General features: G+C 63.4%; 10 protein-coding genes. 9 read left to right on the forward strand and 1 reads right to left on the reverse strand.

Going from position 1 to position 11,537, the window contains the following annotated elements:
- Positions 1–76 precede the first annotated feature (76 nt).
- From gltR to OZ911_RS05010, 9 genes are all read left to right on the forward strand, one after another.
- On the forward strand, positions 77–802 hold the full coding sequence (gltR, locus tag OZ911_RS04970; protein WP_016485090.1) for a two-component system response regulator GltR: 726 nt from the start codon (positions 77–79) through the stop codon (positions 800–802).
- Entirely contained in the window at positions 783–2,237 is a 1,455-nt protein-coding gene (locus tag OZ911_RS04975) for an ATP-binding protein (protein WP_016485091.1), read from the forward strand. The genes gltR and OZ911_RS04975 overlap by 20 nt, the downstream gene beginning before the upstream one ends.
- A 229-nt stretch (positions 2,238–2,466) precedes the next feature.
- A complete protein-coding gene (locus OZ911_RS04980; RefSeq protein WP_070086494.1) occupies positions 2,467–3,717 on the forward strand; it encodes a D-mannose isomerase in 1,251 nt (416 codons plus the stop codon).
- A gap of 104 nt (positions 3,718–3,821) precedes the next feature.
- Positions 3,822–5,108 (forward strand): ABC transporter substrate-binding protein, encoded by a 1,287-nt coding sequence (locus OZ911_RS04985; protein ID WP_023048434.1) that lies wholly within the window; start codon positions 3,822–3,824, stop codon positions 5,106–5,108.
- A gap of 181 nt (positions 5,109–5,289) precedes the next feature.
- Positions 5,290–6,198, forward strand: a complete 909-nt coding sequence (locus OZ911_RS04990) for a carbohydrate ABC transporter permease (protein ID WP_023048433.1) — start codon at positions 5,290–5,292, stop codon at positions 6,196–6,198.
- Positions 6,191–7,036, forward strand: a complete 846-nt coding sequence (locus tag OZ911_RS04995; protein ID WP_016485095.1) for a carbohydrate ABC transporter permease — start codon at positions 6,191–6,193, stop codon at positions 7,034–7,036. The genes OZ911_RS04990 and OZ911_RS04995 overlap by 8 nt, the downstream gene beginning before the upstream one ends.
- Positions 7,037–7,039: 3 nt before the next feature.
- On the forward strand, positions 7,040–8,194 hold the full coding sequence (locus tag OZ911_RS05000) for an ABC transporter ATP-binding protein (RefSeq protein ID WP_023048432.1): 1,155 nt from the start codon (positions 7,040–7,042) through the stop codon (positions 8,192–8,194).
- Between the two features lie 41 nt (positions 8,195–8,235).
- The gene (locus OZ911_RS05005) at positions 8,236–9,579 is read left to right on the forward strand and encodes a carbohydrate porin (protein ID WP_023048431.1); all 1,344 of its coding nucleotides are present in this window, start codon (positions 8,236–8,238) and stop codon (positions 9,577–9,579) included.
- 117 nt (positions 9,580–9,696) lie between these two features.
- The gene (locus tag OZ911_RS05010; protein WP_019471492.1) at positions 9,697–10,551 is read left to right on the forward strand and encodes a D-hexose-6-phosphate mutarotase; all 855 of its coding nucleotides are present in this window, start codon (positions 9,697–9,699) and stop codon (positions 10,549–10,551) included.
- Here the strand turns inward: OZ911_RS05010 and hexR are convergent.
- Complete coding sequence (hexR, locus tag OZ911_RS05015) at positions 10,544–11,407, reverse strand: DNA-binding transcriptional regulator HexR (RefSeq protein WP_172455959.1); 864 nt, start codon at positions 11,405–11,407, stop codon at positions 10,544–10,546. The two genes, OZ911_RS05010 and hexR, sit on opposite strands and share 8 nt — an antisense overlap.
- Positions 11,408–11,537: the final 130 nt, after the last annotated feature.

Here is an 11,537-nt window from a genome sequence, read left to right on the forward strand (position 1 = left end):
TTGTGCCGCGATGGGGCGCGAAGCGGCCCCAATAACAGGCAACCAAGACCTGTAACTAACAAGAGGAAGGACCACCTTGAGCACTGCCGGCAAATCGATCCTGATGGTCGACGACGACCAGGAAATCCGCGAACTGCTGCAAACCTACCTGAGCCGCTCCGGCTTCCAGGTGCATGCCGAAGCCGATGGAAAGGGCTTTCGCCGCGCCCTGGAAACCACCCCCTGCGACCTGGTCATCCTCGACGTCATGCTGCCCGACGAAGACGGTTTCAGCCTGTGCCGCTGGGTACGCCAGCACCCGCGCCAGGCGCGGGTGCCCATTATCATGCTCACCGCCAGCTCCGACGAAGCCGACCGTGTCATCGGCCTGGAACTGGGCGCTGACGACTACCTGGGCAAACCGTTCAGCCCTCGCGAGCTGCAAGCGCGGATCAAGGCCTTGTTGCGCCGCGCCGAGTTCGGCCTGTCGGCGCCAGGCAGCGCGGTGCTGGCCTTCGACGACTGGCGGCTGGACACGGTCAGTCACCGTCTGTTCCATCACGACGGTGAAGAGGTGATTCTGTCTGGTGCCGACTTCGCCCTGCTCAAACTGTTCCTCGACCATCCGCAGCAGATTCTCGACCGCGACACCATCGGCAACGCCACCCGTGGCCGCGAGCCAATGCCGCTGGACCGCATCGTCGACATGGCGGTCAGCCGCCTGCGTCAGCGCCTGCGCGATACCGACAAGCCCCCCCGGCTGATCCGCACGGTGCGCGGCAGTGGCTACCTGTTGGCGGCACATGTCTGCAGTGCGCCCTGAGCGGCGCTGGCGCCTGCTGCCGCGCTCACTGCTGGGGCGCATGCTGCTGCTGACCTTGCTGGTAGTGCTCTTGGCCCAAGGCTTGTCGAGCATCATCTGGGTGGCCCAGTTGCGTGCCAGCCAACTGCAGGGTCTGCGTGCGAGCGCCAGCAGCCTGGCCCATTCGATGAGCGCCAGTGTCAGTTACTTCCGCTCGTTGCCGGTGGCCTACCGGCCCATGGTGCTCGACCAGTTGCGCAGCATGGGCGGCACGCGCTTTTTCGTCTCGCTCAACGTCAAGCCGCTGGACATGCCGGTGCTGCCCATCACTGCACGCAAGCAGGCGGTGATCGAGGTATTCCAGCAGGTACTGCACGAGCGCCTGGGTTCGCAAATGGACATTTCTGTCGAATTCGTCGGGCCTGACGACCTGCGCATTTTCAACAGCGGCCTGAAACTCGACGAGCTGCCACGCTCCTGGGCGCATTACTCATTGACACTGGAGCCGCTCAACCCGCCGGTGCTGGTGACGCAGATTCGCCTGGACGAGGGCGAGTGGCTGTACATTGCCTCGCTGCTGCCCGAGCCCTATACCAGCCTTGAGGCCGAACGCCTGCCACGGCAGCAGATCGGTTTCATCGTGCTCACCACCGCCTTGCTGCTGTTGTTCATCGGGTTGTTGGTGCACTGGCAGAGCTGGCCGCTCAAGCGCCTGGCGCGCGCTGCCCGGGAGATGTCGCTGGGTGCCGATGTGGCGCCGGTGGTTGAAGGAGGGGGGAGCGAAGTGGTGGAAGTCAGCCGGGCATTCAACAGCATGCGCGAGCGCATCAGCCGCTACCTGACCGAGCGTAGCCAGCTATTCAGTGCCATCTCCCACGACCTGCGCACGCCGATCACCCGCCTGCGTCTGCGTGTCGAACTGCTGGAGGACGAGCGCCTGCAGGCCAAGTTCAGCCAGGATCTGGACGAGCTGGAGCTACTGGTCAAAGGGGCGTTGCAGTGCGTGAAGGACACCGATATCCACGAAAACATCGAGCCGGTCGACCTTAACCATGTGCTGGAGATTCTGGCAGAGCCTTATCTGCGTGATGGCCGCATCACGGTCGACGGCCGGGCGCTGGCGCCTTACCCAGGCAAGCCGCTGGCGCTGCGGCGCTGCATCGGCAACCTGGTCGACAACGCCATCAAGTACGGCGAGCAGGCGCGGCTGCGCATCATCGACAGTGCCGAAGGTTTTGTGCTGCAGGTGGACGACCAGGGGCCGGGCGTACCGCAGCAGCAGCTTGAGCAAGTGTTCGAGCCGCATTTTCGGCTGGCCGGACAGCAGCAGGGCTATGGGCTGGGATTGGGGATTGCGCGCAACATTGCCCACAGCCACGGCGGCGAGGTGAGCTTGCTCAACCTGCGCGAAGGCGGGTTGCGGGTGACCCTGTATCTGCCGCGGGGGCAGGACTGAGTTGTTGGTGGTGGCAGTTCGAGCCCTATCGCCGGCAAGCCAGCCCCCACAGATACAGCGTAAACCTTGAAAGTTCTAGGGTCTTTGTGGCAGCTGGCTTGCCGGCGATCGGGCCATTGCAGGCCACATAGATGTCACTGCCCCGTGACAATCCTGGCCTGCTTCGTGACCTGCCGGCCAAACCGGTTGGCTAGAATTCGCACACGACTGGCAAGGATCAAGCTGGCTCATGAACACCTCCAACCTGCCTTCCAGCAGCTGGCTCAACGCCCCGGCCCATGCTGCCTGGCGCCTGGCCGAAGCACAGCGCCTGCTGGCCTTCGCCAAGGCCGCGAAACTGCCCGACGGCTTCGGCAACCTGGACGCCGAGGGGCGGTTAGCGCCCGGCGCCTGCGCCGAAACCATGAACACTGCTCGCATGACCCACTGCTTCGCCCTGGCTCACCTGCAGGGCATGCCCGGCTGCCTGGACTACGTCGCACACGGCGTGGCCGCTTTGCGCGGTGCCATGCAGGATGCCAGCTACGGCGGTTGGTTCGCCCACCCCGGTGGCCACGACGACAGTGGCAAGGCGGCTTACCTGCATGCTTTTGTCGCCCTGGCCGCCAGCTCGGCAGTGGTGGCGGGCGCGGTCGATGCCCCCGCGCTGTTGGCTGACGCAATCCAGGTGATCGAAGCGCATTTCTGGAGCGAAGAAGAAGGCGCCCTGCGGGAAACCTTCTCCCGCGCCTGGCAACTGCCCGAGCCGTACCGTGGCGCCAATAGCAACATGCACGCGACCGAGGCTTTTCTGGCCTTGGCAGACGTCACCGGCAACAGCCTGTGGCTGAAGCGCGCCCTGCGCATCGCCGAACGTATCATTCATACCCACGCCGCGGCCAACGGCTACCGGGTCATCGAGCATTTCGACGCGCTCTGGCAGCCACTGCCGCACTACAACATTGAGCATCCGGCCGACCACTTCCGGCCTTATGGCACCACGCCCGGGCACGCCCTTGAGTGGGCGCGGCTGCTGCTGCACCTGGAGGCCAGCCTCGACCGGGCCGGCCTGCAGGCGCCGCAGTGGCTGGCGGATAGCGCTCGGGCCCTGTTCGACACAGCCTGCCAGCAGGCCTGGAAGGTCGATGGCGCGCCCGGTTATGTCTACACCCTGGACTGGGCCGGGCAGCCCGTAGTGCATGCGCGCCTGCACTGGGTGCACGCCGAGGCCTGCGCCGCCGCCGCAGCGCTCTTGCAGCGCACCGGCGAGGCGCATTACGAGCAGTGGTACCGCAACGGCTGGGATTTCATCGCCAGCCACTTTATCGATACCCATGGCGGCAGCTGGCACCACGAACTCGATGCAACCAACCAGCCGGCCGGGACCATCTGGCCGGGCAAGCCAGACCTCTATCACGCCTACCAGGCGCTGTTGCTGCCAGGCTTGCCGCTGGCATCCAGCCTGGCCAGCAACCTCGCCGCCAATGTAACCAGACGATGACATTCGCGCATCGCTTCGTTACCTGACGAGGCGGGCACGCTGTTTAGACTTCATGCAACGCAAGCGATCGACTTGCACGGCATAACAACAAGAAAGGTGCTTTGATGAATCCCACGTTCCGTCTCGCTGCCGCAATTTCCCTGGCTTCCTTGCTCCCGCTCAGTGCCCTGGCTGCCGAACCCAAAGGCAGCGTCGAGGTGGTGCACTGGTGGACTTCCGGTGGTGAAAAAGCGGCCGTCGATGTGCTCAAGGCCCAAGTCGAGAAAGACGGCTTTACGTGGAAGGATGGCGCCGTGGCCGGTGGTGGTGGTGCCACGGCCATGACCGTGCTCAAAAGCCGCGCCGTAGCCGGCAACCCACCGGGTGTCGCGCAAATCAAAGGGCCAGACATTCAGGATTGGGCTTCCACCGGCTTGCTCGACACCGATGTGCTCAAGGATGTGGCCAAAGAGGAAAAGTGGGACGTATTGCTCGACAAGAAGGTCGCCGATACCGTGAAGTACGAAGGTGACTATGTCGCCGTGCCGGTGAACATCCACCGCATCAACTGGCTGTGGATCAACCCCGAAGTCTTCAAGAAAGCTGGCATCGACAAGGTGCCCGCCACCCTCGACGAATTCTACGCTGCTGCCGACAAGCTCAAGGCTGCCGGCTTCATCCCGCTCGCCCATGGTGGCCAGCCGTGGCAGGACAGCACGGTATTTGAAAGTGTTGTGCTGTCGGTAATGGGAGCAGATGGTTACAAGAAGGCCATGGTCGACCTCGACAGCGCTACCCTGACCGGCCCGGACATGGTCAAGGCGCTGACTGAGTTGAAGAAGGTCGCCACCTACATGGACCCGGACGGCAAAGGCCAGGACTGGAACCTGGAAGCGGCCAAGGTCATCAATGGCAAGGCCGGCATGCAGATCATGGGCGACTGGGCCAAGAGCGAGTGGACCCTGGCGAAGAAAACTGCCGGCAAGGATTACCAGTGCGTGCCTTTCCCGGGCACCGACAAGGCCTTCCTCTACAACATCGACTCGCTGGTGGTGTTCAAGCAGAACAACGCCGGCACGTCTGCCGGCCAGCAGGACATTGCCCGCAAGGTGCTGGGTGAGGACTTCCAGAAGGTCTTCAGCAGCAACAAGGGTTCGATTCCGGTACGCAACGACATGCTCGCCGACATGGGCAAGTATGGCTTCGATGCGTGCGCGCAGACCTCTGCCAAGGACTTCCTGGCCGACGCCAAAAATGGCGGCCTGCAGCCGAGCATGGCGCACAACATGGCCACCACGCTGGCCGTGCAGGGCGCGTTCTTCGATGTGGTGACCAACTACATCAACGACCCCAAGGCCGACCCGGCCGATGCAGCGAAGAAGCTGGCGGCGGCGATCAAGGCTGCCCAGTAAAGCTGACGCGATCCCCGTTGTAGGAGCGGCCTTGCGTCGCGATGGGCTGCGCAGCAGCCCCAGAACCTGCGCACTCGATCTTCCAGGTAGGTGTTGACCTTGGGTCCGTTGGGGCTGCTGCGCAGCCCATCGCGACGCAAGGCCGCTCCTACAGGGGAGTGCGGTACCTTTGAGGTGAACCATGACCACGTCTACCGCCCAACTGCGGGCCTCACCCCTGGACGCGCTTCAGCGCTGGCTGCCCAAGCTGGTGCTGGCACCCAGCATGCTGATCGTCCTGGTGGGCTTCTACGGCTACATCCTCTGGACCTTCGTGCTGTCCTTCACCACCTCGACCTTTCTGCCCACCTACAAATGGGCAGGCCTTGCGCAGTACGCCCGTCTGTTCGACAACGACCGCTGGTGGGTGGCGAGCAAGAACCTGCTGCTGTTCGGTGGCCTGTTCATCGCCATCAGTCTGGCCATCGGTGTGCTGCTGGCGGTGTTGCTCGACCAACGCATCCGCCGTGAGGGCTTCATCCGCACCATTTACCTGTACCCCATGGCGCTGTCGATGATCGTTACCGGCACTGCCTGGAAGTGGCTGCTCAACCCCGGCATGGGGTTGGACAAATTGTTGCGCGACTGGGGCTGGGAGGGCTTTCGCCTGGACTGGCTGATCGACCCTGACCGGGTGGTGTATTGCCTGGTGATCGCCGCAGTGTGGCAGGCTTCGGGCTTCATCATGGCAATGTTCCTGGCCGGCCTGCGTGGCGTCGATCCTTCGATCATCCGTGCGGCGCAGATGGATGGCGCCAGCCTGCCGCGCATCTACTGGACCGTGGTGCTGCCCAGCCTGCGCCCGGTGTTCTTCAGTGCACTGATGATCCTCTCGCACATTGCCATCAAGAGCTTCGACCTGGTGGCGGCGATGACTGCCGGCGGCCCGGGTTACTCGTCCGACCTGCCGGCAATGTTCATGTACTCGTTCACCTTCAGCCGCGGCCAGATGGGCATGGGCTCGGCCAGCGCCATCCTCATGCTCGGGGCGATCCTGGCGATCCTCGTGCCGTACCTGTACTCGGAGCTGCGGAGCAAACGCCATGCATAGCCCTGTCGACAAACCGGCGCTCAGCCTGAGCCGTATCGCCATTCACGCGGTGTTGTGGATCGCCGTGCTGTTGTACCTGGTGCCGCTGGTGGTAATGCTGCTGACCAGCTTCAAGACCCCGGAAGACATCAGCACCGGCAACCTGCTGAGCTGGCCGGCGGTGATCACCGGCATTGGCTGGGTCAAGGCCTGGGGCACGGTCAACGGTTACTTCTGGAACTCGATCATGATCACCGTCCCTGCGGTGCTGATCTCCACCGCCATCGGCGCGCTGAACGGCTATGTGCTGTCGATGTGGCGCTTTCGCGGCTCGCAGTTGTTCTTCGGCCTGCTGCTGTTCGGCTGCTTCCTGCCATTCCAGACCGTGTTGCTGCCGGCCTCGTTCACCCTTGGCAAACTCGGCCTGGCCAGCACCACTGGCGGCCTGGTGCTGGTGCACGTGGTCTATGGGCTGGCCTTCACCACGCTGTTCTTTCGCAACTTCTACGTGAGCATCCCCGACGCACTGGTCAAGGCCGCACGGCTGGACGGTGCCGGGTTCTTCACCATCTTCCGGCGCATCATTCTGCCGATGTCCACGCCCATCATCATGGTCTGCCTGATCTGGCAGTTCACCCAGATCTGGAACGACTTCCTGTTCGGCGTGGTGTTTTCCAGCGGTGATTCGCAACCGATCACCGTGGCCCTGAACAACCTGGTCAATACCAGCACCGGGGCCAAGGAATACAACGTCGACATGGCTGCAGCGATGATCGCCGGCCTGCCAACCCTGCTGGTGTATGTGGTGGCTGGCAAATATTTCGTGCGCGGGCTCACGGCCGGCGCGGTAAAGGGGTAAGTCATGGCAACGCTCGAACTTCGCAATGTGAACAAGACCTACGGCAGCGGCCTGCCGGACACCCTCAAGGACATCCAGCTGTCGATCAAAGATGGCGAGTTCCTGATCCTGGTCGGCCCCTCTGGCTGTGGCAAATCGACCTTGATGAACTGCATCGCCGGCCTGGAGCAGATCACCGGCGGTGCGATCCTCATCGACGAGCAGGACGTCAGTGGCATGAGCCCCAAGGACCGTGACATCGCCATGGTGTTCCAGTCCTACGCGCTGTACCCGACCATGAGCGTGCGCGAGAACATCGAATTTGGCCTGAAGATCCGCAAGATGCCGCAGGCGGCCATCGATGAAGAAGTGACGCGGGTCGCCAAGCTGCTGCAGATCGAGCACCTGCTGGCGCGCAAGCCGGCACAGCTGTCCGGTGGTCAGCAGCAACGGGTAGCCATGGGCCGGGCGCTGGCGCGGCGGCCGAAGATCTACCTGTTCGATGAGCCGCTGTCCAACCTCGATGCCAAGCTGCGGGTCGAGATGCGCACCGAGATGAAGCTGATGCACCAGCGCCTGAAGACCACCACCGTGTACGTCACCCATGACCAGATCGAGGCCATGACCCTGGGTGACAAGGTGGCGGTGATGAAGGACGGCATCATCCAGCAGTTCGGCACCCCGCAGCAGATCTACAACGACCCGGCCAACCAGTTTGTGGCCAGCTTCATCGGTTCGCCGCCGATGAACTTCATCCCCGTGCGCCTTACGCAACAGGAAGGGCGTCTGCTGGCTGTGCTTGATAGCGGCCAGGCGCGCTGTGAGCTGCCGTTGGGGGTGGCCGATGGCGAACTGGAGGGCCGCGACCTCATCCTCGGCATCCGCCCCGAGCAGATCGCCCTGGGCGACGGCGAGTGCAACGGCCTGCCGGGCATTCGTGCCGAGGTGCAGGTAACCGAACCTACCGGGCCGGACCTGCTGGTGTTCGTCACGCTCAACCAGACCAAGGTGTGCTGCCGCCTGGCGCCGGATGTGGCGTGCCGCGTGGGTGTCACCCTCAACCTGCAATTCGACCCGGCCCGGGTGCTGCTGTTCGACGCCGACAGTGGCGAGCGCATACGCCTGGCCAGCACGGACGCAACCGCAAAGGACAACGTGGCTCACTTCAAAGGCCGTTGACTCGTCTACACCATCAATAAGAAAAAAGAGGACGCATAGGGATGGAACAGCGCAAACGTATCAGGACATTGGGCTCGCTGGCTTTGCTCGCCGTTGTCGGCAGCAGCGGCGCGCAGGCTGCCGAGGCTTTTTCCAGTGAATCGAAGTGGATGACCGGCGATTGGGGCGGCACCCGTACCGAGTTGCTGGAGAAGGGCTACGACTTCACCCTCGACTACGTCGGCGAGGTGGCCGGCAACCTGCACGGTGGCTACAACGACGACAAGACTGCACGCTACAGCGACCAGTTCGCCCTTGGCGCACACCTGGACCTGCAGAAGATCTTTGGTTGGCACGATGCCGAGTTCAAGCTGGCGATCACCGAGCGCAGCGGCCGCAACCTGTCCAACGACCGTATCAGCGACCCGCGCGCCGGGCAGTTCAGCTCGGTGCAGGAAGTGTGGGGCCGAGGACAGACCTGGCGTCTGACCCAGATGTGGTTCAAGCAGAAGTATTTCGACGGTGCCCTGGACGTCAAATTCGGCCGCTTCGGCGAGGGCGAGGACTTCAACAGCTTCCCTTGCGACTTCCAGAACCTGGCCTTCTGCGGCTCTCAGGTGGGCAACTGGGTGGGCGGCATCTGGTACAACTGGCCGGTCAGCCAGTGGGCGCTGCGGGTGAAATACAACATCACCCCGGAATTCTTCGTACAGGTCGGCGCCTTCGAGCAGAACCCCTCCAACCTGGAAACCGGCAATGGCTTCAAGCTCAGCGGCAGCGGCACCAAGGGGGCAATCCTGCCGGTGGAGGCGGTGTGGTCGCCCAAGGTCAACGGCCTGCCGGGTGAGTACCGCCTGGGTTACTACTACAGCACGGCCAAGGCCGACGATGTGTTCGACGACGTCAACGGCAACCCGCAGGCGCTGACTGGTGGGGCCTTCAAGTCGCACTCCAGCAAGCATGGCTGGTGGGTAGTGGCGCAGCAGCAGGTCACGGATCATGGTGGCGACGTCAACCGCGGCCTCAGCCTGTTCGCCAACTTCACCGTGCACGACAAGGCCACCAACGTGGTCGACAACTACCAGCAGGTGGGGCTGGTCTACAAAGGCGCCTTCGACGCCCGGCCCAAGGATGACATCGGCTTCGGTGTGGCGCGTATTCATGTGAATGACGACGTGAAGAAACGCGCCGAACTGCTCAACGCCCAGAGTGGTATCAACGATTACGACAACCCAGGCTTCGTGCCGCTGCAACGCACCGAGTACAACGCCGAGCTCTACTACGGCTTCCACGTCACCAACTGGCTGACCGTGCGGCCTAACCTGCAGTACATCATGAGCCCGGGCGGGGTGGATGAAGTGGACAACGCGCTGGTCGCAGGCTTGAAGATTCAGTCGTCATTCTGAGGCCATTTGTTGTAAATTTACGCGAATCCCTTTTCGGTTCCCGGCACCCACTGGCCTGCAGTGGTTGTCGGGGATAGGCCGAGACAGCGCTATCTCAAACAACAAGAGCTCTGAACCATGCCCGAACATCCGCTCCATCGCTTCTTTGCCTCGCAGCGGCCAAGGCCGACATTCGAGTGGGAGCGTTACCAGCAGCGCGATGTGCTGATCATCGATCACCCCCGTTGCCAGGCGGTCTTCAGCCGCCAGGGCGCGCAGTTGCTGCACTTTCAGCCGGCAGGTGAGCGGCCGTGGCTGTGGTGCGCCGAGCAGTGGCCGCAGGTGGGGGCGATCCGTGGCGGCGTGCCGGTGTGCTGGCCGTGGTATGGCCGCCACCCCAGCGAGGACCTGTGGCCAGCCCACGGCTGGGCGCGTTTGCTGGACTGGAAGCTTGTAGACAGCCGCGAAGACGAGGAGGGCGTTACCTTGAAGTGGCGCCTGGACCTGTGCGACTGGCAGGTCGACCTGCACGCCAGGCTGGGTAGCCGTATGGAACTGAGCCTGAGTACCGAGCACCAGGACAGCGAACCTTGCCAGCTGAGCCATGCATTGCTGGCCTATTGGCGGATCAGTGACGTCTCCGAGATAGCGCTGTCCGGGCTGGAGGATATCGAAGGTTATGACCGCCTGAATCGTCAGGCCTGCCGTGAAGATGGCGCGCTGAAGCTCAAGGGTGGCTGCCAGAAGGTCTACCCGGGCACGCCGCGGGTGCAGTTGCAGGACCCGGCCTGGCAGCGCGAGCTGTGCATTGACACCGGTGACAGCGATGACACCGTGGTCTGGCACCCGGGTAACCGACCGTTGATGGGCGTGACTGGCCGTGAAAGCCAGCGTTTTGTCTGCGTCGAGGCCGCCAGTGGCAGTGGCGAGGGCCTGAGCCTGGCGCCGGGGCAGCGTGCCCACCTGCGCCTGCAGGCGCACCGGCTCAGTTGAGTTCGTCGTCCTCGATCGGGTAGCGGCTGGCGTTCAGGCTTTCCTTGATCTTGCGCAGGTGTGGCTGGAAGTCGACGCCGCGGCGCAGGGTCATGCCGGTAGCCAGCACATCGAGCACGGTCAGCTGGATGATCCGTGAGGTCATCGGCATGTAGATGTCGGTGTCTTCCGGCAACGGAATGTGCAGGCTCAGGCTGCAGGCATTGGCCAGTGGCGAGCCGGCGGCAGTCAGGCCCAGCACCGAGGCGCCGTTTTCGCGGGCCAGGCGGGCCACTTCGACCAGTTCGCGGGTGCGCCCGGTGTAGGAAATGATCACGAACAGGTCGCCGGTATGGGCCACTGAGGCCAGCATGCGCTGCATCAGCACATCGGCGTGGGCCGATACTGCCAGGTTGAAGCGGAAGAACTTGTGCTGCGCATCCAGGGCCACCGGGGCTGAGGCGCCCAGGCCGAAGAAGTGGATCTGCCGGGCCTGGATCATCATGTCCACGGCACGGCTGACCTGCTGCGGGTCCAGTAGCTGGCACGCGCCGTCGAGCGAGGCGATGGCACTGGCGAAGATTTTCTGGGTGTAGGCTGCCGGGTCATCGTCGGCCTCTACCGCGCGGCTGACGTAAGCGGCGCCGCTGGCCAGGCTCTGCGCCAGCTGCAGCTTGAGTTCGGGGTAACCGCTGACGCCGAACGAGCGGCAGAAGCGGTTGACGGTCGGTTCGCTGACCTTGGCCGCCTGTGCCAGCGCAGCAATGCTGAAACGGGTGGCTTGTTGCGGGTTGAGCAGGATGACTTCGGCGACTTTGCGTTCGGCCTTGTTCAGCTCGTCGAGGCGTCCCTGGATCTGTTCCAGGAGGTTTCGCACGCGGTCCATGGGTGTGTCCTTGGGTCGGGAAGACAGCCGGCTGGCGAAGCAGCAGGCTTTTTGCACGGTCGTCTATCGTACTGTTGGTGCGGATGGCGCACCACTTGTCTGTAATACTTGTGTGTAATGT

The organism is Pseudomonas fortuita (assembly GCF_026898135.2).
Classification (GTDB): domain Bacteria; phylum Pseudomonadota; class Gammaproteobacteria; order Pseudomonadales; family Pseudomonadaceae; genus Aquipseudomonas; species Aquipseudomonas fortuita.

What these genes read in the sequence shown, in the direction of transcription:
- OZ911_RS05000 (WP_023048432.1), top strand. Translation starts at nt 7,040, where the DNA reads ATGGCAACGCTCGAACTTCGCAATGTGAACAAGACCTACGGCAGCGGC.
- OZ911_RS04975 (WP_016485091.1), top strand. Translation starts at nt 783, where the DNA reads ATGTCTGCAGTGCGCCCTGAGCGGCGCTGGCGCCTGCTGCCGCGCTCA.
- OZ911_RS04995 (WP_016485095.1), top strand. Translation starts at nt 6,191, where the DNA reads ATGCATAGCCCTGTCGACAAACCGGCGCTCAGCCTGAGCCGTATCGCC.
- OZ911_RS04980 (WP_070086494.1), top strand. Translation starts at nt 2,467, where the DNA reads ATGAACACCTCCAACCTGCCTTCCAGCAGCTGGCTCAACGCCCCGGCC.
- OZ911_RS05005 (WP_023048431.1), top strand. Translation starts at nt 8,236, where the DNA reads ATGGAACAGCGCAAACGTATCAGGACATTGGGCTCGCTGGCTTTGCTC.
- OZ911_RS05010 (WP_019471492.1), top strand. Translation starts at nt 9,697, where the DNA reads ATGCCCGAACATCCGCTCCATCGCTTCTTTGCCTCGCAGCGGCCAAGG.
- OZ911_RS04990 (WP_023048433.1), top strand. Translation starts at nt 5,290, where the DNA reads ATGACCACGTCTACCGCCCAACTGCGGGCCTCACCCCTGGACGCGCTT.
- OZ911_RS04985 (WP_023048434.1), top strand. Translation starts at nt 3,822, where the DNA reads ATGAATCCCACGTTCCGTCTCGCTGCCGCAATTTCCCTGGCTTCCTTG.